The organism is Peribacillus sp. TE19612 (genome assembly GCF_056279465.1).
Genome location: NZ_JBWCCL010000006.1, coordinates 77,859 through 102,438, shown reverse-complemented (window position 1 = coordinate 102,438; position 24,580 = coordinate 77,859). Strand labels below are relative to the sequence as shown.

At 42.2% G+C, this 24,580-nt stretch carries 21 protein-coding genes; all 21 read left to right on the top strand.

Features of this window, described 5'->3' with window-relative positions; genetic code table 11:
- The first annotated feature begins 45 nt into the window (after positions 1-45).
- On the top strand, positions 46-1,746 hold the full coding sequence (locus ACZ9AO_RS12395) for a proline--tRNA ligase (RefSeq protein WP_251538994.1): 1,701 nt from the start codon (positions 46-48) through the stop codon (positions 1,744-1,746).
- 165 nt (positions 1,747-1,911) lie between these two features.
- Positions 1,912-6,234 carry a PolC-type DNA polymerase III gene (locus ACZ9AO_RS12390; RefSeq protein ID WP_476109164.1) on the top strand — a complete coding sequence of 1,441 codons (4,323 nt, stop codon included), beginning with the start codon at positions 1,912-1,914 and terminating at the stop codon, positions 6,232-6,234.
- Between the two features lie 192 nt (positions 6,235-6,426).
- Positions 6,427-6,900, top strand: coding sequence for a ribosome maturation factor RimP (gene rimP, locus ACZ9AO_RS12385; RefSeq protein ID WP_048684765.1), 474 nt, complete (start codon positions 6,427-6,429; stop codon positions 6,898-6,900).
- A 43-nt stretch (positions 6,901-6,943) separates the two neighbouring features.
- Complete coding sequence (nusA, locus tag ACZ9AO_RS12380) at positions 6,944-8,074, top strand: transcription termination factor NusA (RefSeq protein ID WP_476109163.1); 1,131 nt, start codon at positions 6,944-6,946, stop codon at positions 8,072-8,074.
- Between the two features lie 16 nt (positions 8,075-8,090).
- Positions 8,091-8,366, top strand: coding sequence for an RNase P modulator RnpM (rnpM, locus tag ACZ9AO_RS12375; protein WP_034313617.1), 276 nt, complete (start codon positions 8,091-8,093; stop codon positions 8,364-8,366).
- 4 nt (positions 8,367-8,370) lie between these two features.
- Positions 8,371-8,676, top strand: a complete 306-nt coding sequence (locus ACZ9AO_RS12370; RefSeq protein WP_034313614.1) for a YlxQ family RNA-binding protein — start codon at positions 8,371-8,373, stop codon at positions 8,674-8,676.
- Between the two features lie 19 nt (positions 8,677-8,695).
- The gene (gene infB, locus ACZ9AO_RS12365; protein WP_048684762.1) at positions 8,696-10,849 is read left to right on the top strand and encodes a translation initiation factor IF-2; all 2,154 of its coding nucleotides are present in this window, start codon (positions 8,696-8,698) and stop codon (positions 10,847-10,849) included.
- Complete coding sequence (locus tag ACZ9AO_RS12360) at positions 10,846-11,127, top strand: DUF503 domain-containing protein (RefSeq protein WP_034313609.1); 282 nt, start codon at positions 10,846-10,848, stop codon at positions 11,125-11,127. The genes infB and ACZ9AO_RS12360 overlap by 4 nt, the downstream gene beginning before the upstream one ends.
- Positions 11,128-11,144: 17 nt before the next feature.
- Positions 11,145-11,513 (top strand): 30S ribosome-binding factor RbfA, encoded by a 369-nt coding sequence (gene rbfA, locus ACZ9AO_RS12355; RefSeq protein WP_034313607.1) that lies wholly within the window; start codon positions 11,145-11,147, stop codon positions 11,511-11,513.
- Between the two features lie 152 nt (positions 11,514-11,665).
- Positions 11,666-12,586, top strand: coding sequence for a tRNA pseudouridine(55) synthase TruB (gene truB, locus ACZ9AO_RS12350; protein ID WP_063596248.1), 921 nt, complete (start codon positions 11,666-11,668; stop codon positions 12,584-12,586).
- Between the two features lie 33 nt (positions 12,587-12,619).
- Positions 12,620-13,570 carry a bifunctional riboflavin kinase/FAD synthetase gene (gene ribF, locus ACZ9AO_RS12345; protein WP_476109162.1) on the top strand — a complete coding sequence of 317 codons (951 nt, stop codon included), beginning with the start codon at positions 12,620-12,622 and terminating at the stop codon, positions 13,568-13,570.
- Positions 13,571-13,705: 135 nt separating this feature from the next.
- Positions 13,706-13,975 carry a 30S ribosomal protein S15 gene (gene rpsO, locus ACZ9AO_RS12340; RefSeq protein WP_034313598.1) on the top strand — a complete coding sequence of 90 codons (270 nt, stop codon included), beginning with the start codon at positions 13,706-13,708 and terminating at the stop codon, positions 13,973-13,975.
- 319 nt (positions 13,976-14,294) lie between these two features.
- Positions 14,295-16,412 (top strand): polyribonucleotide nucleotidyltransferase, encoded by a 2,118-nt coding sequence (gene pnp, locus ACZ9AO_RS12335; protein WP_034313594.1) that lies wholly within the window; start codon positions 14,295-14,297, stop codon positions 16,410-16,412.
- Positions 16,413-16,569: 157 nt separating this feature from the next.
- Positions 16,570-17,529, top strand: coding sequence for a polysaccharide deacetylase family protein (locus ACZ9AO_RS12330; RefSeq protein ID WP_048684756.1), 960 nt, complete (start codon positions 16,570-16,572; stop codon positions 17,527-17,529).
- Between the two features lie 46 nt (positions 17,530-17,575).
- On the top strand, positions 17,576-18,802 hold the full coding sequence (locus ACZ9AO_RS12325; RefSeq protein WP_034313588.1) for a M16 family metallopeptidase: 1,227 nt from the start codon (positions 17,576-17,578) through the stop codon (positions 18,800-18,802).
- A 158-nt stretch (positions 18,803-18,960) separates the two neighbouring features.
- Positions 18,961-19,230: a YlmC/YmxH family sporulation protein gene (locus ACZ9AO_RS12320; protein ID WP_048684753.1), complete on the top strand. Its 270-nt coding sequence runs from the start codon at positions 18,961-18,963 to the stop codon at positions 19,228-19,230.
- 228 nt (positions 19,231-19,458) lie between these two features.
- Positions 19,459-20,361 (top strand): dipicolinic acid synthetase subunit A, encoded by a 903-nt coding sequence (gene dpaA / locus ACZ9AO_RS12315; protein WP_476109232.1) that lies wholly within the window; start codon positions 19,459-19,461, stop codon positions 20,359-20,361.
- Positions 20,358-20,960, top strand: a complete 603-nt coding sequence (locus tag ACZ9AO_RS12310) for a dipicolinate synthase subunit B (protein WP_034313581.1) — start codon at positions 20,358-20,360, stop codon at positions 20,958-20,960. The genes dpaA and ACZ9AO_RS12310 overlap by 4 nt, the downstream gene beginning before the upstream one ends.
- Positions 20,961-21,170: 210 nt before the next feature.
- The gene (gene asd, locus ACZ9AO_RS12305) at positions 21,171-22,226 is read left to right on the top strand and encodes an aspartate-semialdehyde dehydrogenase (RefSeq protein ID WP_053534389.1); all 1,056 of its coding nucleotides are present in this window, start codon (positions 21,171-21,173) and stop codon (positions 22,224-22,226) included.
- Positions 22,227-22,331: 105 nt separating this feature from the next.
- Positions 22,332-23,558 carry an aspartate kinase gene (gene dapG, locus ACZ9AO_RS12300; RefSeq protein WP_251538996.1) on the top strand — a complete coding sequence of 409 codons (1,227 nt, stop codon included), beginning with the start codon at positions 22,332-22,334 and terminating at the stop codon, positions 23,556-23,558.
- 47 nt (positions 23,559-23,605) lie between these two features.
- The gene (dapA, locus tag ACZ9AO_RS12295; RefSeq protein WP_048684746.1) at positions 23,606-24,475 is read left to right on the top strand and encodes a 4-hydroxy-tetrahydrodipicolinate synthase; all 870 of its coding nucleotides are present in this window, start codon (positions 23,606-23,608) and stop codon (positions 24,473-24,475) included.
- Positions 24,476-24,580: the final 105 nt, after the last annotated feature.

Below are 24,580 nucleotides of genomic sequence, written 5' to 3'. Positions count from 1 at the left end.
TACCGAAGCTAAGTAATTTAAAGGAAATATTGAAGAGGTGCAGATATGAAACAAAGTATGACGTTGATCCCTACATTGAGGGAAGTGCCTGCAGATGCTGAAATCAAAAGTCATCAGCTGCTATTGCGTGCAGGATTTATGAGACAAAATTCCAGCGGGGTTTATAGTTTTATGCCGCTTGGAAAAAAGGTGCTTCAAAAGGTTGAGGCGATCGTTCGGGAAGAACTGGAAAATGCTGGTGCAGTGGAACTGTTGATGCCGGCTTTACAACAAGCCGAATTCTGGCAGGAATCTGGACGCTGGTATACTTATGGTCCAGAGCTGATGCGGCTTAAGGATCGCAACAACCGTGAATTTGCGCTTGGTGCCACGCATGAAGAAGTGATAACCAGTTTAGTTCGCGATGAGGTGAAATCCTATAAGCGTCTTCCATTGACGGTTTACCAAATCCAAACCAAATTCCGTGATGAAAAAAGACCGCGTTTCGGATTGCTGCGTGGACGTGAGTTCATCATGAAGGATGCTTATTCTTTCCATGCTAATCAAGAAAGCCTGGATGCTGTATATAAAAATTTATATGAGGCATATTCGAATATATTTAGCCGTTGTGGGTTGAACTTCCGTGCGGTCATTGCCGATTCTGGGGCAATGGGTGGTAAGGATACACATGAATTCATGGTCCTGTCTGAAATAGGGGAGGATACCATCGCTTATTCGGATACTTCCGATTATGCAGCCAATATTGAAATGGCACCTGTGAATGTAAAATATGAAAAAAGCGGCGAAGAACAAATTGCACTTGAAAAAATTCATACACCAGGTCAAAAATCGATAGAAGAAGTTGCTTCATTCCTGAATACTGATGCAGCGAAACTAATAAAATCATTATTGTTTAAAGTGGATGAAAAGTATGTGCTAGTTTTGGTACGAGGAGATCATGAAGTCAATGATATCAAGCTGAAGAACTTCTTTAACGCTTCAATCGTTGATTTGGTCGATCCAAATGAGACGAAGGAAGTCTTGGGATGTGCAATTGGATCTCTTGGACCAATAAATGTCACTTCTGAAGTGGAAGTGATTGCGGATCTTGCCGTTGAAGCCATGGTTAATGGAGTTTGTGGTGCAAATGAGGAAGACCACCATTATGTGAACGTCAATCCCGCTCGTGATTTTAATGTGGCCAATTATATAGATCTTCGTTTCATCCAAGAGGGTGATCCATCACCCGACGGAAACGGAAAAATTAAATTTGCCAAAGGGATTGAGGTAGGCCACGTATTCAAACTAGGAACAAAATATTCCGAAGCTATGAATGCGACATTCCTGGATGAGAATGGGCGGTCGCAGCCAATGATCATGGGATGTTATGGTATTGGGGTTTCCCGTACACTTGCAGCTGTCGCTGAACAATTCAACGATGAAAAAGGATTGGTCTGGCCAAAGAATTTAGCGCCATATCAAGTCCATTTGATTCCAATCAATATGAAGGATGAGGCTCAGGCTGCCCTGGCAGAAGAATTATATAAAGATTTAAAGGGACAAGGCATGGAAGTTCTAATGGATGATCGTCAAGAACGTGCGGGCGTAAAATTCGCAGACTCCGACTTGATCGGTCTTCCTGTCAGGGTGACTGTTGGTAAAAAGGCATCCGACGGAATTGTCGAAGTGAAAATCCGCAAAACGGGTGAGGTTCTTGAACTTGAAAGAGCTGAACTAACTCAAAAGCTCCACGAAATACTGGGATAATTTAAAAATGGGGGAACTAGGCATCATTCAATAGGATGATGCCTTTCCTTTTCATGGATTTGGATACTAGTGAAACATTCATGATATGTTATAATAGCCTCTGATATCAAAAAGAAAATGATAGTGAATAATATCTAAAGAGATAGTAGATAGGGGAGAGAGGGAATGGATCAAAATCCAAATAGCGGTAGAGAGAGATTTCAACTCTTGCTCCAGCAAATGGACTTGACCGAGGATGCCTTTGTAAATTATTTCATAGGTGCCGAAATTGATAAACTCTCAATCGAGAGGGAGTCCAAAACATGGCATTTTGCCTTTAATATACCTGCATTGATTCCTTGCAGTGTTCATACAAGACTTGCTACTCATCTAGCAAGTACGTTTTCCCATATTGCAAAGGTCACATTCAACTTGAATGTGGCCAATCCGCAAGTGACCGAACAATTGGTAAAAGAGTATTGGAAAAACTGCATTGGCGAGCTTGAAGGCATGTCTCCAGCACTGTTATCGCTCCTGAATGAACAAGTGCCAACGGTAAATGGATATAAGCTTATCGTAAGCGCCCGAAATGATACGGAAGCTGGTCAGCTGAAACGAAAATACTCCGGCATCATTTCGAATATCTACCAAACATTCGGTTTTCCTCCGTTGACACTTGAAGCGGAAGTGAAGGAAACGGTGTCGAATCCTGATTACCAAAAGTTTTTGGAAGAGAAACAAAAGGAAGACGCGGAAAAAGGACTTGCTGCGCTAGTGGAAATGCAGAAGAAAGAATCGGAAAAAGGCGGCGACGATGGCGTCTACGAAGGACCGGTTAAAATTGGCTATACGATTAAAGAAGATGCGGATTTCCGCAGAATCGAACAAATTATCGATGAAGAGCGCAGGATTGCTATCGAAGGATTCGTATTTGATGCAGAAGTGCGTGAGTTGCGAAGCGGACGAAGCCTGCTGACATTTAAAGTCACGGATTATACGAGCTCGATATTGGTCAAAATGTTTTCGCGTGATAAAGAAGATGCTGCCATACTTGCCCGAGTGAAAAAAGGGATGTGGGTACGTGCCCAAGGAAGCATCCAAAATGATACATTCGTACGTGACCTTGTAATGATCGCAAATGATATAAATGAAATTTCTAAACAAGGACGGCAGGATAAGGCCCCAGAAGGAGAAAAGCGTGTAGAACTGCATATGCATACCCCAATGAGCTCGATGGATGCAGTGACACCTACTTCAGCGCTTGTTGCCCAGGCTGCAAAGTGGGGGCATAAGGCTGTTGCCATTACAGATCATGCGGGAGCACAATCATTCCCTGAAGCTTATAGTGCCGGGAAAAAGAATGGTATCAAAATCCTTTATGGCGTCGAAGTGAATCTTGTAAATGATGGTGTACCCATCGTTTATAATGAGGCCCATATCGCTTTGGCAGATGCCACCTATGTTGTGTTTGACGTAGAGACGACGGGTCTGTCAGCCGTTTATGATACGATCATTGAATTTGCTGCAGTGAAAATCCGTGACGGTGACATCATTGATCGATTCGAGTCATTTGCTAATCCGCATCACCCACTATCCAATACGACGATAGAATTGACTGGAATCACTGATGATCTTGTAGAAAATGCTCCAGAAGTCTCGGAAGTGCTGGAAAAGTTCAAGGACTGGGCGGGCGATGCGATTCTGGTTGCCCACAACGCAGCCTTCGATATGGGGTTTTTGAATATAGGTTATAAAAACTTGGGTTATCCTAAAGCTTCCAATCCTGTGCTTGATACATTGGAACTTGCCCGTTTCTTATATCCGGAGTTTAAAAATCACCGGTTAAATACATTATGTAAAAAGTTCGATATTGATTTGACACAGCATCATAGGGCCATTTATGACGCCGAAGCTACTGGTTACCTTATGCTGAAGATGCTGAAGGATGCAATGGAAAAGGAGATTACCCATCATGATCAACTTAATGACAATATGGGTAAAGGAAATGCTTACCAGCGTTCCCGGCCGTCCCATTGTACGTTGATCGCGCAAACACAGGCTGGCTTAAAAAACCTTTTTAAATTAATTTCAATATCACACATCGATTATTTCTATCGTGTGCCCCGAATACCGCGCTCACAACTTAAAAAGTATCGTGAAGGAATCCTGGTCGGATCGGGATGTGATAAAGGGGAAGTTTTTGAAGGGATGATGCAGAAGGGTTTTGAGGAAGTCGTCGATATCGCCGAATTCTACGATTATCTTGAAATCCATCCGAAGGAAGTGTATCAGCATTTGATTGAGCTTGAATATGTACGGGATGATAAATCATTAGAAACGATCATCTCCAATATCGTCAAGCTTGGTGAAAAGCTTGACAAGCCAGTCGTAGCCACGGGAAATGTGCATTATTTGGATCCGAATGATAAAATTTACCGTAAAATCCTTGTGAATTCACAAGGCGGCGCAAACCCGCTGAATCGTCATAAGCTTCCTGACGTACATTTTCGGACAACAGATGAAATGCTGCGGGAATTCTCCTTCCTCGGCTCCGAGAAAGCCAAAGAGGTCGTGGTAACCAACACGAATAAAATCGCTGATATGATTGAAGAAATCAAGCCAATCAAGGATGAATTATACACACCTAAAATTGAAGGTGCAGATGAAGAGATGCGTGAAATGAGTTATGGCATGGCAAGGAAGATTTATGGAGAAAACCTGCCGGAAATCGTGGAAGCCCGTCTTGAGAAAGAATTGAAAAGCATCATCGGCCACGGTTTTGCCGTTATTTATTTAATTTCTCACAAGCTTGTTAAAAAATCATTGAATGATGGTTATCTAGTTGGCTCAAGGGGATCGGTTGGATCATCTTTCGTTGCCACCATGACTGAAATTACAGAGGTGAACCCTCTTCCGCCGCATTATGTATGTCCTGAGTGCAAGAAATCCGAATTCTTCAATGACGGTTCTGTAGGTTCCGGGTTTGACCTGCCCGATAAAGACTGTCCCGATTGTGGCATCGCTTATACAAAAGACGGGCATGATATCCCGTTTGAAACTTTCCTTGGATTTAAAGGGGATAAGGTTCCGGATATCGACTTGAACTTCTCCGGTGAATATCAGCCGAAGGCCCATAACTATACGAAGGTCTTATTTGGTGAAGAATATGTATATCGTGCCGGAACGATTGGTACGGTAGCTGAAAAAACGGCTTATGGATATGTAAAAGGGTATTCCTCTGATAATAACATCCATATGCGCGGAGCCGAGACCGATCGCCTTGTTGCCGGTTGTACTGGTGTGAAAAGGACGACTGGACAGCACCCGGGCGGAATCATCGTCGTTCCGGATTATATGGATATCTATGATTTCACACCAATTCAGTTCCCTGCGGATGACCGGAATTCAGAGTGGAAAACAACTCACTTTGATTTCCATTCCATTCACGATAATATTTTGAAACTTGATATACTTGGACACGATGATCCGACTGTAATCCGGATGCTTCAAGATTTAAGTGGCATCGATCCAAAGACCGTTCCTACCGATGATCCGGAAGTAATGAAAATATTCAGCAGTACTGAATCTTTAGGGGTTACCGAAGAACAGATCATGTGTAAAACGGGTACGCTTGGCATCCCGGAATTTGGTACGCGTTTTGTCCGGCAGATGCTTGAAGATACGAAACCTACTACTTTTTCCGAGCTTGTTCAGATTTCAGGCCTTTCCCACGGTACGGATGTATGGCTGAGCAATGCACAGGAACTGATCCACAACCGGATCTGTACACTAAGTGAGGTTATTGGCTGCCGGGATGATATTATGGTCTATCTGATCTATCAAGGTCTCGATCCTTCCCTGGCGTTTAAAATCATGGAATCTGTACGTAAAGGGAAAGGGCTCTCGGAGGAATTCGAAGAGGAAATGAGGAAAAATGAGGTGCCGGAATGGTATATCGATTCATGTAAGAAGATTAAATACATGTTCCCGAAAGCCCATGCTGCAGCTTACGTCTTAATGGCTGTCCGGATTGCCTATTTTAAAGTGCATCTGCCCTTATTATACTATGCGGCCTATTTCACAGTACGTGCCGATGATTTTGAAATCGACGCCATGACACGGGGATCGCAAGCTATCAAAGCAAAAATGGAAGAAATCATGGTTAAGGGATTGGATGCATCCACAAAGGAAAAGAATACATTGACGGTTCTTGAACTAGCTTTGGAAATGTGTGAACGAGGATATTCATTCGCTAAAGTGGACTTGTACAAATCCAGTGCAGATCAATTCCTAATTGAAGGAAATACTTTGATTCCTCCTTTCAATTCGATTCCAGGTCTTGGAACGAATGCGGCGATCAATATCGTCAACGCGCGGGGGAATGGTGAATTCCTCTCCAAAGAAGACCTTCAACAGCGGGGTAAGGTTTCGAAGACCATCCTTGAATACCTTGATAAACAAGGCTGTCTGGAGTCATTGCCTGAACAAAATCAGTTATCTTTATTTTAAAGAGGAAACGGATTTCAAAAAGGAAGAAACAGACATGATATTTGCATAAATATCTTGATTATGGTATATTTTTATTGGAAATACTAAGAGGAACCAATGGCAAGAGTGGGGAAACCCACTCTTTCGTGTTGTAATGACCATTTATTTTGAATCCGAAACCAAGCGCATACAACGCACGTATGGAGGAAACAAATGAGTAAAAAGGTAACGGAAGTCGTAGAGGAATTAGCATTACCAATTCTAGAAGAATTGCAGCTTGAATTAGTCGAAGTGGAGTATGTGAAGGAAGGTAAAAGCTGGTTCCTTCGAGTGTACATTGATAAAGAAACAGGCGTAGATATTGATGATTGCGGAAATGTGAGTGAAAAACTCAGTGAAAAGCTTGATGAGGTTGATCCGATTCCACAAAATTATTTTCTCGAAGTTTCATCACCCGGAGCTGAAAGGCCTCTGAAAAAAGAGAAGGATTTCCTTAATGCTATCGGTAAAAATGTTTACATAAAAACATACGAGCCCATTTTAGATGAAAAAGAATTCGAAGGAATCTTAACCAGTTTCGATGGTGAAGAAGTGACACTCGAAGTCAGAATCAAGACAAGAAAGAAAACGATCGTCATACCATTCGAAAAGGTAGCCAAAGCAAGATTGGCGATTACCTTCGCTTAAGTCAAGCAAATCATTAATTTAAATATCCGTAAGGGGGATCACCATGGGCAATGAGTTATTGGATGCTCTCTATATTTTAGAAAACGAAAAAGGAATTTCCAGGGAGGTTTTGATCGACGCGATTGAATCTGCCCTTATATCGGCATATCGCCGTAACTTTAACCAAGCACAAAATGTACGTATCGACTTGAATCTTGGTAAAGGAACAATGCGTGTATTTGCCAGAAAAGACGTTGTTGACGAAGTGTTCGATTCGCGTCTGGAAATTTCTGTTGAAGAAGCAAGAGCAATTGATCCCAACTATCAGTTAGAGGATGTTGTCGAAATGGAAGTAACACCTAAGGATTTCGGCCGTATTGCTGCACAAACAGCAAAACAAGTCGTCACTCAAAGGGTGCGTGAAGCGGAACGGGGCATCATTTATGCCGAATTCATCGATCGTGAAGAGGATATCATGACTGGTATCGTTCAACGCCAGGATTCCCGATTCATTTATGTGAGCTTAGGTAAAATCGAGGCTTTGCTCCCGGTGAATGAGCAAATGCCGAATGAACAATATAAACCGCATGACCGCATTAAAGTTTTCATCACTAAAGTTGAAAAGACTTCCAAGGGTCCGCAAATTTTTGTATCCCGTTCACATCCTGGCCTTTTAAAACGTTTATTCGAAATCGAAGTGCCTGAAATTTTCGATGGGACAGTCGAGATCAAGTCAGTTGCCCGTGAAGCAGGCGACCGTTCAAAAATCTCCGTGCATTCCGATAACGAAGAAGTCGATCCTGTCGGTTCCTGTGTAGGCCAAAAAGGCCAGCGTGTTCAGGCCATCGTCAACGAATTGAAAGGTGAAAAGATCGATATCGTCAAATGGTCGGAGAATCCGGTCATTTTCGTTGCGAATGCTTTAAGCCCTTCAAAAGTACTTGAGGTCATTGTTAAAGAAGAGGATAAGGCGACGACTGTAATCGTTCCGGATTATCAACTCTCCCTGGCAATCGGTAAGCGTGGACAAAATGCCCGTTTAGCTGCCAAGCTTACAGGCTGGAAAATTGATATAAAGAGTGAAACGGAAGCTCGCGAAGCTGGTATATATCCTGTGGAAGAACAGGAATTCCTTTTGAGCAGAGATAGTTATGTTACTGAAGAGGAAACAGATTTCGAAGAGGATAACGAGTAATTCGAGGTGAAAAAAGATGAATAACCGAAAAAAAATCCCGATGCGTAAATGTGTGGCAACAGGCGAAATGAAGCCGAAGAAAGAACTCATTCGCATCGTTCGATCTAAAGAAGGGGAAGTCAGCCTGGATCCGACCGGTAAGAAATCTGGAAGGGGAGCTTATTTGACTCTTGATCGGGATGTTATCGAGCTGGCCAAAAAGAAAAATGTGCTGGCTAATCACCTTAGTACCCAAATCGATTCTTCCCTTTATGAACAATTGCTCGAATTAGTGAATAAGGAGAAAAACTAACACCATGACCCAACAACAACAATGGATGTCTCTATTAGGTTTGGCCAATCGAGCACGCAAGCTAATTTCGGGTGAAGAATTAGTGGTTAAAGAGATTAGAAGCGGTAATGCCAAAGTTGTTATTTTATCCGCGGACGCTTCAAAAAACACTGAAAAAAAAATATCTGATAAGTGCGCATTTTATCAGGTTCCTTTAAAAAGAGTCGAAAGCAGGTCATTGCTCGGCCATGCGATAGGTAAGGATGCTAGAGTTGCCGTCGCAGTTCTGGATGAAGGTTTTGCACAAAAACTCCGAACGCTGCTCGATTAAATTTTACGGGGGTGAACGTATGACAAAATTGCGTGTATATGAATATGCAAAACAAAAGAACGTTTCAAGCAAGGATGTAATAAATAAACTTAAAGAAATGAATATAGAGGTAACAAACCATATGACAGCATTAGACGATTCAACTGTAAATAAATTAAACGATTCAATCAAACCTAAAAACGAAGATAAAAGCCAAGAGCCAAAAGCTAACGCTACGGTTGCGAAGTACGAAGCCGAAGCGGATGAAAAGAGCACTGTCAATAAAGAAAAACTGAAGAAGAAACCACCAGTTAAACCTGTAGGGACGAAAAAACCAACTGGCGGCCAGTTCAACAAGGGTCGCAATAACAAGAATAAAAATAATAAACAAAGACAACAAGCGCCTCAGGCACCTGTTACAAAACGTAAAGAAAGAGAACTTCCAGAGAAAATTACGTTTTATGAGTCTTTGACGGTTATGGAACTTGGAAAAAAACTTCACCGTGAACCTTCTGAAATCATTAAAAAGCTCTTTATGCTTGGTGTTATGGCAACAATCAACCAAACTTTGGATAAAGATGCAATTGAATTGATTTGTGCGGAATACGGTGTAGTGGCCGAAGAAGAGATTCGTGTCGATCTAACAGACCTTGAATCACTTGTCACTGAGGATGCTTCTGAAGATTTGATCGAACGTCCGGCTGTCGTGACGATCATGGGGCACGTTGACCATGGTAAAACGACTTTGCTTGATTCTATACGCCATACAAAAGTCACTGAAGGCGAAGCGGGCGGAATCACTCAGCATATCGGTGCTTATCAAGTTAAAGTTAACGATAAGAAAATAACATTCCTTGATACACCAGGTCATGCTGCGTTTACAACAATGCGTGCCCGCGGTGCACAAGTTACCGATATCACCATTCTTGTCGTCGCTGCGGATGATGGCGTTATGCCTCAAACGATTGAAGCGATCAACCATGCTAAAGCGGCAGAAGTTCCAATTATCGTCGCTGTCAATAAGATGGATAAAGAAGCTGCCAATCCGGACCGAGTCATGCAAGAATTGACAGAACATGGTTTAGTTTCTGAAGCATGGGGCGGAGACACAATTTTCGTACCAATTTCAGCTAAGAACGGTGAGGGTATCGATAGCTTACTTGAAATGATTCTTCTTGTCAGTGAAGTGGAGGAGTATAAAGCGAATCCAGCTCGTAAAGCAAATGGAACGGTTATCGAAGCACGCCTGGATAAAGGGCGCGGATCGGTTGCCACATTGCTTGTTCAAAACGGAACGTTGAAAATCGGGGATCCGATTGTTATCGGTAATACATTCGGACGTGTTCGTGCGATGGTCAACGATCTTGGACGCCGTGTTAAGGATGCAGGTCCTTCAACACCGGTTGAAATCACTGGATTGAACGAAGTGCCGCAAGCCGGCGATCGTTTCATCGTCTTTGAAGATGAGAAAACGGCCCGTCAAGTTGGGGAAGTGCGTGCACAGAGACAACTTGCTTCACAACGTAATGAGAAATCCCGTGTAACCCTAGATACTTTGTTCGAACAAATGAAAGAAGGGGAAATTAAAGAATTGAACATCATTCTAAAAGCTGATGTTCAAGGTTCTGCGGAAGCAGTAGCCGCTTCCCTGAATAAAATAGAAGTGGAAGGCGCTAAAGTGAAAATCATTCACATAGGCGTTGGTGCCATTACAGAGTCTGACATCATCCTTGCTACAGCTTCGAATGCAATCGTCATCGGATTTAACGTCCGTCCTGACGTGAATGCGAAGCGTGCAGCTGAATCAGAAAATGTTGATGTCCGCCTACACCGCATCATCTATAAAGCGATCGAAGAGATCGAGTCGGCTATGAAAGGGATGCTTGACCCTGAATTCGAAGAAAAAATTATCGGTCAGGCTGAGGTTCGTACGACTTTCAAGGTATCCAAGGTAGGCACGATTGCCGGTTCTTACGTTACAGAAGGAAAAATTACACGTGATAGCGGAATTCGCTTAATTCGTGAAGGTGTCGTCATTTACGAAGGTGAAATTGATGCATTGAAACGTTTTAAAGATGATGTTAAAGAAGTGGCAACGAACTATGAGTGCGGTATTACGATTAAAAATTACAACGACCTTAAAGAAGGCGATGTAATTGAAGCGTATGTAATGGAAGAGATCGAACGTAAATGATCGTTGGCTCCGTCCAATGTGAATGCATCATCCATGACACCCATTCTTTAAAAGAAAAAAGGGCCGTGCTCCAGCGTGTCATGACACGGCTTAAGCAGAAGTTCAATATTTCTGTAGCAGAGACCGATTTTCAGGATTTATGGCAGCGGACAAAGATTTCAATCGTAACCGTAACATCCTCAAGGAAGGCTACTGAACGGGAACTTCAAAATGCCCTTAAATTTCTAGATTCTTTTCCGGAACTAGAGCGAACAATAACAGATATAGACTGGCTTTAGGCTATCGAGGTGATATTATGAGCCTTCGTTCAAATCGTGTTGGCGAACAAATGAAAAAAGAGCTGAGTGAAATTATCGGCCGAAAAATTAAAGATCCAAGAATCGGATTTGTTACAGTGACGGATGTCGCGGTTACAGGCGATTTACAACAGGCAACAGTTTATATTTCCGTTTTGGGTGACCAGGAACAAAGGGAGAAAACCCTGCAAGGTCTAGCTAAGGCAAAAGGATTCATGCGTTCAGAAATTGGGCAGCGAATCCGCCTGCGCAAAACCCCTGAGCTGTTTTTTGAATTTGATGAATCGGTCGATTATGGTAATCGTATCGAGTCGTTGATTTCCCAAATCAATTCAGAGGATAAACCGGCTGAAAAAGACGAGGAATAAGCAAGCAGTAAAAGGAGGCCGACTCAATAAGTGCTTTGCACTTCTTGAAGTCGGTCTCTTTTTTTTGAAACCGAATATGAAAAAAGGAAAAACACCTTTCGGGACGGGATTCATAATCGTTTAAGGTGTTTTATAAAAGATGAGGTGAAAGCGTGAACGGTATTCTTCCATTATGGAAACCCAAGGGATTGACATCCCATGATTGTGTTTTTAAATTAAGAAAGATTTTAAAGACAAAAAAGGTTGGGCACACAGGTACTTTAGATCCTGATGTAACAGGGGTTTTACCTATTTGTATTGGCAGGGCAACAAAGATAGCCGAATATCTGACAGAAGCCGGTAAAGCTTATGAAGGGGAAGTGACCCTTGGTTTTTCGACGACAACTGAAGACGCAAGCGGCGAAAAAGTCGAAGAGAAAAAGATTGATCAAGTGATTCAGCGTAAACGGATTCTGGAAGTGCTTGAATCATTGACTGGAAAAATTGAACAGACGCCGCCGATGTTTTCAGCGGTAAAGGTAAACGGGAAGAAACTATATGAATATGCCCGTGCAGGGATAGATGTGGAGAGGCCGACAAGGGAGGTCACCATCTATGATATTACCCTTCTCGATGATCGTTCTGAATTTAAAGGGGAAACCATATCTTTTCGTTTTCGCGTAAATTGCAGCAAAGGAACGTATATTCGGACACTTGCAGTCATGATGGGTGAAGAACTGGGTTTTCCTGCTCATATGTCAGACTTGACGCGTATTGAATCAGCAGGTTTTAAGCAGGAGGACTGTTTCACATTTTCTGAAGTGGAAGAGTTCATGGAAAATGGTCAAACGGATGAATTTCTGTTGCCTTTGGAACGGGGATTATTTCATTTGCCCAAATTTCAGATTAGTGATAAAGTAGCAAAGAAAGTACTTAACGGCGCGGTATTGGAACAAACAAAGGATGTTGTTGTTGAAAAAGGAATGCCATTTGTGATGGTCGATCCAGCAGATAAGGCCATTGCCATTTATCAAATACATCCGACAAAAGAGGGATTAATTAAACCTGTAAAAGTATTGGCACAAGAATTATAGACCGTTTTACCGCCGGAAAGAGGAGATTGAAAGGTGAAAGTGATCGCAATAGAGCATCCTCATCAATTTAATACGGATGATTTTCCCGAGCTTGTAATGGCGCTTGGATTTTTTGATGGCATACATAAAGGCCATCAAATTGTCATTCAAGCCGCCAAGCAAAAAGCCGATGAAATGAATCTTAAGTCAGCAGTCATGACATTTGACCCGCACCCTTCTGCAGTACTGGGTAGGAAAACGGAAAATATCCGCTATATCACTCCACTTGAAGATAAGGTGGATATCATAGAGTCGATGGGGATCGATTATTTATTCATTGTCCATTTCAGCAAGGAATTTGCTTTAGTACTGCCGGAACGGTTCGTTGACGAATACATTGCCGGGCTGAATGTCCGTCATGTAGTTGCAGGCTTTGATTATTCATACGGTCGCTATGGTCAAGGGTCGATGGAAGATTTGCCTGTTTACGCACAGGGCAGATTTTCGCAGACAGTCGTTGCAAAACAGACACTTGAAGATGAAAAGGTTAGCTCGACGAGAATCAGGGAAACTCTGGGTAATGGCAACTTTTCCGACTTTTATCATTTGGCTGGACGACGCTATTTAACGAAAGGTCATGTCGTTCACGGTGAAAAGCGGGGCAGGAAGTTGGGTTTCCCCACCGCTAATATTGAAGTAAGTGACGATTATATCTTCCCTGCTGCAGGCGTGTATGCAGTCAGGATCAAAATAAGCGGTAAATGGTATAATGGGGTTTGCAATGTCGGATACAAACCTACGTTCCACGAAGAAAAACCTAAATATCCCACTGTAGAGGTCCATGCCTTGGAGTTCTCGGGAGATATTTATGGCGACCAGGTTTCGGTTGAATGGCATACAAGACTTCGGAGTGAGCAGAAATTTTCCGGACTTGAAGCATTGGTCGCTCAGATCGAAACGGATAAGCAAAATGCAATAGCCTATTTTGCAAAGCTTGAAGCATAAAAGACAAGACTTGCAATTTTGATGAAAAACATGTATTCTATTGTATGTATGAAAATAACCATTGCTTGGCTAGTCGAGACTCCGACGCTGGCTCGGTAATAGGTGATTTTACAGAATTTTAGGAGGAATAATAACATGGCAATTACACAAGTACGCAAAAACGAACTTATCGCAGAATTCAGAACTCACGATACTGACACTGGATCTCCAGAAGTTCAAATCGCAGTATTAACAGAAGAAATCAACAACTTGAACGATCACTTACGCACACACAAAAAAGACCACCATTCACGTCGCGGTCTTCTAAAAATGGTAGGTAAACGTCGTAATCTTTTAACTTACCTACGTAACAAAGACGTTACTCGTTACCGTACACTAATTAACAAATTAGGTCTACGTAGATAATTTTTTCAGGAAGGCGGGAAATTTCCCGCTTTTTTGGTGTTAATCAAATGATTTGGACGTGTTCTACTTAAGGCTGGGCCTTCGTCCTTGGGACTCGGCAGGAGCCGGGTCCTTTTCCATTTATAAATGATCAGGATATACATAATCAAATGAATGAAATTTTTATTCATTTTACTGTTAATGCTTGTTTTTTTCGTGCATAATAGGAATAGTTTGGTTTTAACTCGAGTTCAGTTACTTTCACATATAAATGATTTAATCCAATACAGGTTTAGGTAAACTAAGCCTCTAAGTGAAGATTCAGAGAGGGGTTTAATAAATGGGACAGGAAAAACATACGTATTCATTTGACTGGGCCGGCCGTAATGTAACGGTAGAGATAGGGCAATTAGCCAAACAAGCGAACGGGGCAGTTTTAGTCCGTTATGGAGAAACTGCTGTATTAAGTACTGCGACAGCTTCGAAGGAACCTAGAAATGTTGACTTCTTCCCTTTGACAGTCAACTACGAAGAAAGACTTTATGCAGTCGGTAAAATTCCGGGAGGCTTCATCAAACGTGAAGGACGACCGAGTGAAAGGGCAATTCTTGCAAGCCGTTTAATCGATCGTCCAATCCGTCCGCTTTTCGCCGATGGCTTCAGGAACGATGTTCAGATCATCAGCATGGTCATGAGTGTCGATCAAGATTGCTCTACGGAAATGGCAGCCATGCTAGGTTCTTCCCTTGCACTTTCAGTTTCCGATATTCCGTTTGAAGGTCCGATTGCTGGAGTTGTAGTGGGGAGAATCAATAATGAATTCATTATTAACCCTACTGTTGACCAACTAGCTAAAAGTGACATCAATCTGACGGTTGCCGGCACTAAAGATGCCATCAACATGGTTGAAGCCGGAGCGAATGAAGTACCAGAGGAAACGATGCTTGAAGCAATCATGTTCGGACATGATGAAATCAAGAAGATCATTGCATTCCAAGAGAAAATCGTTGCTGAAATCGGCAAGGAAAAAATGCAGGTCACTTTATACCAAGTGGATGCGGAACTGGAAGCAGAAGTGAAAGGCCTATGTGAAGCTGACTTGAACAAAGCTGTACAAGTTCAGGAAAAACATGCTCGTGAAGACGCGATCAAAGCAGTAAAAGATCGTGTGTTGGTTCATTATGAAGAAGAAACTGATGAAGAAAAATTAAAGCAAATTAAAGAAATCCTTAATAAATTGGTTAAATCCGAAGTCCGCCGTTTGATCACGGAAGAAAAAGTGCGCCCGGATGGCCGTAATCCTGACGAAATCAGACCATTATCATCTGAAGTCACCATTCTGCCCCGTACACATGGTTCCGGATTGTTCACACGCGGACAAACCCAAGCGCTATCCATCTGTACATTAGGTGCACTTGGTGATGTGCAGATTCTGGACGGACTTGGGACAGAAGAGTCAAAACGTTTTATGCATCACTATAATTTCCCGCATTTCAGTGTAGGTGAAACTGGTCCTATCCGTGGGGCAGGACGCCGTGAAATCGGTCACGGTGCACTTGGTGAAAGAGCATTGGAGCCTGTCATTCCTAACGATAAAGACTTCCCATATACAATCAGACTTGTATCTGAAGTCCTTGAATCGAACGGTTCAACATCACAAGCAAGTATCTGTGCAAGCACTTTGGCAATGATGGATGCCGGAGTTCCATTGAAAGCTCCAGTTGCCGGTATTGCCATGGGCCTAGTCAAATCAGGTGAGCACTATACAATCTTAACGGATATTCAAGGTATGGAAGATCATCTGGGAGACATGGACTTTAAAGTCGCAGGGACTTCAAAAGGTGTTACTGCCCTACAAATGGATATTAAGATTGAAGGACTTTCAAGAGAGATTCTTGAAGAAGCTTTACTTCAAGCCAAACATGGCCGGATGCACATTTTGGAATCAATGATGTCAACGATCAATCAACCGCGTGAGCAGTTATCCAAATATGCTCCAAAAATCGTTACAATGTCCATAAATCCGGATAAGATCCGTGATGTCATTGGACCGAGCGGAAAACATATCAACAAAATCATTGAAGAAACTGGCGTGAAAATCGACATCGAACAAGATGGAACGGTATTCATATCTTCTACTGATGAACCAATGATTCAAAAAGCGAAGAAAATCATTGAAGATATCGTACGTGAAGTCGTAGTGGGCGAACTATACTTAGGTAAAGTTAAACGTATCGAAAAGTTCGGTGCCTTCGTTGAAATCTTCAATGGTAAAGACGGTTTGGTACATATTTCTGAACTGGCTGAAGAAAGAGTCGGAAAAGTGGAAGATGTCGTTTCACTTGGCGATGAATTATTGGTCAAAGTCACTGAGATCGATAAGCAAGGAAGGGTTAACCTTTCCCGTAAAGCAGTCTTGAAAGAGCAAAAAGAGGCAGCCAACCCTTCTCAATCGTAATGAAAAATAGAAATCCGGCATGCGATTCCTTGTGAATCTGCATGCTTTTTTTGTTTAAAGGTATTGGAATATCCATGGGGAGAATGGCGTCAAAAGGATGTCATGTTCTACCTTGTCTTTTTTCTTCATACATTTTGGTATGAAGGGGGCGTAAAAAATGAATAATAAATGGAAGCAGATAGTTGCGATAAGTGCCATTGCAGGTATATCATGGTTATTAGTGCAAAATCCATATACACAAATTTATTTGACCCAATTAACCGATGATTCAGTTGCTTCTATGAAGCAAGAAGACGAGCTTCTTTTACAAATAAAAGAATCAACAAAAAAATATGAGATTGCACCACAGGATGCACGAATAGATTCTGTTTGGAAAACCGTTCCTGCATATAATGGCCTGAAGGTAAATATTGATGATTCGTATAAAGCCATGAAGAAGGAGGGCGTGTTCGATAAGAATAAGCTGGTATTTCAGCAGGTCCCTGCAAAGATACATATGGAGGATCTGGATCCGGCTCCCATTTACCGGGCCCATCCCGAAAAGCCAGTGGTATCATTTTTAATCAATGTGGCCTGGGGGAATGAATACCTACAAGATATGTTGGCCGTGTTAAAAAAGAATAATGTCAAGGCCACATTTTTCCTTGAAGGTAATTGGACCAAGAAAAATCCAGAATTGGCCAAGATGATTAAGGGTGGCGGGCACGAAATTGGAAATCATTCTTATTCACATCCAGATATGAAAAACATATCCGCACAAGCTACACGTGAGGAAATTCGAAAAACGAATGAAGTCATTGAAGCTGTGACAGGTTTGAAAATGAAATGGTTCGCACCACCAAGTGGAAGCTACCGGGATGAAACGGTGAAAATCGCGGATTCTTTCGGTATGGAGACCGCCATGTGGAGTGTGGATACGATCGACTGGCAAAAGCCAAGCCCTGAAGTCCTTCAACAAAGAGTGCTTTCTAAGGTGCACCCTGGAGCATTTATATTGATGCATCCGACTGAATCTACTGCAAAATCATTGGAAACGTTAATAATTGAAATAAAAAAGAAAGATTTAGATGTAGTTACCGTTTCGGAAGCTGTAGATGAAGAGCGATCGAATCCATAATGTATTGGTAACGATGGCAGCATAGAATGATTGGGAGGAATGTTAGTTGATTAAGAAATACACGTGTCAAAATGGAGTTAGAATTGTATTGGAAAATATTCCAACTGTACGTTCAGCGGCAATTGGAGTATGGATCAAAACAGGTTCAAGGAATGAAACGCCAGAATTGAATGGGGTTTCACATTTTCTGGAGCATATGTTCTTTAAAGGGACAACTAAGAGAAATGCGCGTGAAATTGCCGAATCGTTCGATAGTATCGGTGGACAGGTGAATGCATTCACTTCAAAAGAATATACATGCTATTATGCTAAAGTAATGGATAACCATGCAAGCTATGCGCTTGAAATCCTGGCTGATATGTTCTTCAACTCAACATTTGATGGGGAAGAATTGAAAAAAGAAAAAAATGTCGTCTATGAAGAAATCAAAATGTACGAAGACACACCAGATGACATTGTCCATGACCTCTTAAGCAAGGCGGTATATGAAAATCACCCCCTTGGTTATCCAATACTAGGGACGGAAAATACGCTTGAAACCTTCAATAGTGATACATTAAAAAAATACGTCCATGACATGTATACACCCGATAAGGTAGTCGTGTCCATTGCTGGGAATGTGGATGAAAAATTGATCAATGAAGTCGAAAGCTACTTTGGCTCGTATCAAGGAGGGGAAGAACGTCTTGAATTGGTCAAACCTTCCTTCCACGAAAATAGGATCACCCGTAAAAAAGATACGGAACAAGCCCACTTATGCCTTGGTTACAACGGATTGGAAATCGGCAATGATAAAACATACAGCCTGATTACCTTGAATAATATCCTTGGGGGAAGCATGAGCAGCCGTCTATTCCAGGACGTCAGGGAGCAACGCGGCCTTGCCTATTCCGTTTACTCTTATCATTCCAGCTATCAAGATAGCGGTATGGTGACAGTATATGGGGGGACAGGCACAAATCAGCTTGACAGCCTGTATGAAACCATTCAGGAAACATTGGATACTTTAAAAAGGGATGGCATTACGGAAAAGGAATTAAGGAATAGCAAAGAGCAACTTAAAGGAAGCTTGATGCTCAGCCTTGAAAGCACGAATAGCCGCATGAGCCGGAATGGGAAAAATGAGCTTATGTTGGGTGAGCACCGTTCCCTTGATGATATCATCATCAAGATTGACGAAGTGACTGAGGATACCGTCAATGAATTGGCAAATCAGATCTTTACGGAACATTCCTTGTCATTAGTGAGCCCGCTGGAAAATTGGGACAAATAATAACGAACAAGTCTGAACCTTCCTTCATTGGGAGGTCAGGCTTTTTTTCTTTGAGTGCGGGAGGGTCCAGAGTTATGGACAATATTTGGTTAAATCCCTTCTAAGTTCACCTTTTTCGGATATAGATTGAATAGAAGACGAAAAAGGGGGAACCAAAATTGAGGTTGAGCGAACTGAGCGGTAAGGAAATAGTCGATGTGAATAGGGCGGAAAGATTAGGAATCCTTGGTCAGACGGATTTGGAAATAGATGAAACTGGACAAATTACCTCGTTGATCATTCCATCTGTCAAATGGTTCGGCCTTTTAAGGAATGGCAGTGAAATAAGAGTGCCATGGGAACATATAAAAAAAATCGGTGCGGATATGGTCATCATTGATTTTCAGGAAGGACTTTCACTTAAAGACGGAGAGCATATGGACGGATAATGACGCTCGCTTCATACTCCTTGGAACTTCTCGAAATACACTCTCGAAAACGCCTTAGCTGGCAATAGCTATGGCGTTTTTTCTTTTCTTATCACCGTTTTTTAAGTAAAAACATAAGATGGCAGGGTAACTAGAGAATGTAGCAAAAACCGAATTGCTTCCTGAAGGAATTGTATCACGAGGCAAGGAATGTTTAGGATCTTTTATATAAAGAAGGTGACGGTTTTAATGCTTACAGGCATGCAAATCGCTGTAATTGGTGGAGATGCGCGTCAGCTTGAAGTTGTCCGTAAACTGACGGAGCTTGATGCAAAGCTATTATTGGTAGGTTTTGAACAGCTCGACCATGCTTTTACCGGAGCGGTTAAGGAAAAAATGGAAGATATAAACTTCAAGGAATTAGATTCAGTTATTTTACCTGTCCGGGGTACGGATTCAGATGGGAAAGTAGAAACGATCTTTTCCAGTGAAGAGGTTGTTTTGACTGAAGAAATGATAAAAAATACCCCGGAACATTGCACTTTTTATGCAGGAATCAGTAACGATTACCTTGATGAAATATTCAAGAAAGTGGATCGCAAACTTGTTCTATTGTTCGAACGTGATGATGTCGCTATTTATAATTCGATTCCCACTGTTGAGGGTGCGATCATGATGGCCATTCAACATACGGATTTTACTATCCATGGGTCGAATGTAGCCATTCTAGGACTGGGAAGGGTCGGTATGAGTGTAGCCCGGTCATTCCAGGCACTTGGAGCAAAAGTAAAGGTGGGGGCAAGAAAAAGCGAAGATTTAGCGAGGATCAGTGAAATGGCATTAGCCCCTTTTCATTTAAATGATCTTGCTGCAGAAATGAAAAATGTTGATATATGTATCAATACGATCCCTTTTCCGATAATTACCGCAAAAGTCATCGCTAATATGCCCGTTCATACATTAATCATCGACCTTGCTTCAAAACCGGGGGGGACGGATTTTCGTTACGCTGAAAAAAGGGGAATTAAGGCGCTGTTGGCACCGAGCCTGCCGGGTATAGTTGCCCCGAAAACAGCTGGTCAGATATTAGCGAATGCACTGGGACTATTGATTCAAGGCGAGTTCTTGAAAAGGAAGGGGAAAATGATATGAGTCTCAAAGGTAAACGGATTGGTTTCGGATTAACAGGATCACATTGCACATATGATGAAGTGTTTCCGGAAATAGAAAAACTTGTAAATGAAGGAGCGGAAGTCATCCCAATCGTAACATCGACTGTTCAAAACACGGAAACCCGTTTTGGAAAGGGTGAAGACTGGGTCGAAAGAATAGAAAAATTGACGGGGAATCACGTCGTTGATACAATCGTCAAAGCGGAGCCTTTAGGACCTAAATTGCCACTCGATTGTATGGTGATCGCTCCTTTAACGGGTAACTCAATGAGTAAAATGGCAAATGCTCTTACCGATTCGCCTGTACTTATGGCTGCAAAAGCGACGATGAGGAATCACCGTCCAGTCGTGGTCGCGATATCAACAAATGATGCACTTGGGTTAAATGGTGTCAATCTAATGAGGCTGATGGCAGCAAAAGATATTTATTTTGTTCCATATGGCCAGGATAATCCCACAGGCAAACCAAGTTCCATGGTTGCAAGGATGAGCATGATAAGGGATACGATCATATCGGCACTGGAGAGGGAACAGATTCAACCTGTCATTGTCGAAAGGTTCAAGGATGATTTAGCCTGAACAAGTTTTTGCCACGGATCTAGCTTTCAACGACTGACATATATGCATAAATTTGTAGGTTGAAGTTATAAAAAACCACTCTGCTACCAGAATATTTGTTAAAGTCCGACCCTTTGGAATGTTAATGTGATAAAATAAATGATATTCTGAACAAGAAGTAATAAATCCAACAAATAACTAATTTAAGAGATAGAAAAGGAGTATGTATAAATGACTGAGACACAGGGATTGCGTATTGCAGTTGTGGGAGCAACTGGAGCAGTAGGACAACAAATGATTTCAACACTCGAACAAAGGGACTTACCGATTAAGAAAATCATCTTTTTATCATCGGCTCGTTCCGCAGGCATTAAACTTACGTTTAAGGGCGAAGAAATCGAAGTGCAGGAAGCAAAACCTGAAAGCTTTGAAGGCATCGATATCGCTTTATTCAGTGCTGGAGGAAGCGTGTCTAAGGAATTGGCTCCAGAAGCAGTGAAACGCGGTGCGATAGTGGTGGATAATACGAGCGCTTTCCGCATGGATGAAAATGTGCCGCTAGTCGTTCCTGAAGTAAATGAGGAAGACTTGAAGCAGCATAATGGGATCATTGCAAACCCGAATTGTTCAACTATCCAAATGGTTGTGGCATTAGAGCCTATCCGCCAGACATATGGCTTATCAAAAATTGTTGTTTCTACCTACCAGGCTGTTTCTGGTGCAGGTGCAGCAGCGATAAATGAATTAAAGGAACAGGCTCGCGACTTGCTTGATGAAAAAGAAATCGATCCGAAAATATTACCGGTAAAAGGGGACGAAAAGCATTATCAAATCGCATTTAACGTCATTCCCCAAATCGATAAATTCCAAGATAATGGGTACACATTCGAAGAGATGAAAATGATTAATGAAACAAAGAAAATCATGCATATGCAAGACCTTCCAGTGGCTGCAACTTGCGTGAGGCTTCCTGTTGTAACAGGTCATTCGGAATCTGTATACATTGAAGTTGAAAAAGAAGGCATAGCGGCTTCTCAAATCAAGGATTTAATGAGAACGGCACCTGGAATAGTATTGGAAGACGAACCGGAACAACAAGTTTACCCAACACCTGCTTCATCCGTCGGCAAGAATGATGTATTCGTCGGTCGGATTCGCAAAGATTTGGATGAAGATAAAGGCTTCCATTTATGGGTGGTTTCCGATAATCTATTAAAAGGTGCAGCTTGGAATTCCGTTCAAATTGCTGAAAGCCTTTTGAAATTAGGTTTGGTTACCGTTAAGTAATAATTTATTCTTAATGAACTCGACAGAAAAATAATTTCCAATAGGATAGAGAGTTTTTGTCAGCTTCCCGGATTGGGGAGCTGGCTTATATTTGGGGTGCATATTATGAAAATTATCGTCCAGAAATACGGTGGGACATCCGTTCGTGATGAGGAAAGCCGTTCATTTGCCAAGGGGCATATCGAAAAAGCGATTAAAGAAGGCTATAAAGTGGTGGTTGTGGTTTCAGCAATGGGAAGAAAAGGGGATCCTTATGCAACGGATACCTTACTTTCCCTTGTAAATGGAGCCAAAGCCAGCCTTTCAAAGCGAGAACAGGATTTACTTATGTCTGTCGGAGAAACGATATCATCTGTAGTATTTACTAACATGCTCTTGGAACATGGTATTGATGCGGTTGCTTATACTGGAGCTCAAGCAGGATTCATGACGAATACCGACTATTCCAGTGCGAAAATAATCGAAATGAAATGCGATCGCTTAATGAAAGAACTTGAGGTGAAGGATGTTGTCGTTGTAGCAGGTTTCCAGGGAGCTGCTAAAAATGGCGACATCACGACCATCGGCCGTGGTGGAAGTGATACTTCAGCAGCTGCATTAGGTGCCGCATTGCAAGCTGAACGGGTCGATATTTTTACGGATGTGGAAGGAATCATGACAGCAGATCCGCGCATTGCCAATAAAGCTCGTCCATTATCAATCGTTTCATATACGGAAGTTTGCAACATGGCATATCAAGGGGCGAAGGTCATTCATCCGAGAGCTGTTGAAATTGCGATGCAGGCGAAAGTCCCGATTAGGATAAGGTCAACATACAGCGAAGGTTTGGGAACCCTTGTTACAAGCGTGAACAAGGGAAGCCAGGGCAGTGACATACGTGAAAGGCTTGTGACCGGGATTGCCCATGTACCAAAGATCACTCAAATCAAGGTCCGTGCGAAAAAAGATCAATATAATCTACAGGCTGAAGTTTTCAAAGCGATGGCCAATGCCTCCATTTCAGTTGACTTTATAAATATATATCCAAGTGGTGTAGTTTATACCGTATCGGAAGAGATGACAGAACTTGCCCTCTCGATTTTGGCCGAGCTTGGTCATGAACCGGTCATTGAAAGGAATTGTGCCAAGGTATCGGTAGTCGGTGCAGGCATCAATGGAGTACCGGGCGTTGCAGCGAAGATTGTCACAGCGCTTTCCGAAAAGGAAATTGCCATTCTCCAGTCAGCGGACAGCCATACGACAATTTGGGTACTCGTAAAAGAAGAAGATTTAATAGAAGCCGTTAATTCCCTGCACTATGCATTTCAATTGCATGAAGGGGAAGTCCTATAATCAGGTTTTTTATTAAGTAAATGTTTTAAAAATTAAAGAGGTGTTAGATGATGATATTTGGTAGAGTATCAACCGCGATGGTCACCCCTTTCGATAGCAAGGGAAATATTGATTTTCAAAAGACGACTTCATTGGTTAATTACTTATTAACGAATGGAACCGATTCGCTTGTGCTGTCGGGAACGACAGGGGAATCTCCAACTTTATCTTCGGAGGAGAAAATCGCGTTATTGCGTCATGTTTCTAAGGTTGTTGAAAAACGTGTGCCCATCATCATGGGTACAGGAAGCAACAATACGTATGCTTCCATCGAGTTGACAAAAAAGGCGGAACAAAATGGCGCCGATGCGATTATGCTGGTTGCCCCGTATTATAGTAAAACGAATCAAGAAGGTCTGTACCAGCATTTTAAGGCTATTGCAGCCAGTACGACGCTCCCTGTTATGGTATATAATATCCCTGGGCGCGCTTCAGTTAACATTGAACCGGAAACGATCATCCGGCTTTCGAAAATTCCTAATATCGTAGCCGTTAAGGAAGCGAGCGGGGATTTAAACGCTATGACCCAAATTATAGCCGGCACGGATGAAGATTTTGCATTATATAGCGGGGACGATGCTTTAACACTACCGGTATTGGCGATTGGCGGTGTGGGTGTAGTATCGGTTGCTTCACATGTTGCTGGCAAGGAGTTGCAGAAAATAGTGGAGGCCTTCATCAGTGGGAACTTGAAAGAGGCAGCCCGGCTGCATCAGGAACTGTTACCGCTTATAAAAGGTTTGTTTGCAGCGCCAAGCCCTGCACCTGTCAAAACAGCGCTTCAGTTATATGGAATTGACGTTGGATCGGTGAGACTTCCAATCGTGCCATTGACGGAGCAGGAACGCCTGGCATTAACCAAGGTATTAAAAAAATAAAAAGACACGGAACAAGCTGATCGTTGAAGATTGGCTTGTTTTTACATAATGATGTATATGAACGGGATATACTTTCCGATTTCGGGATGAAAATATTGGAGTTTA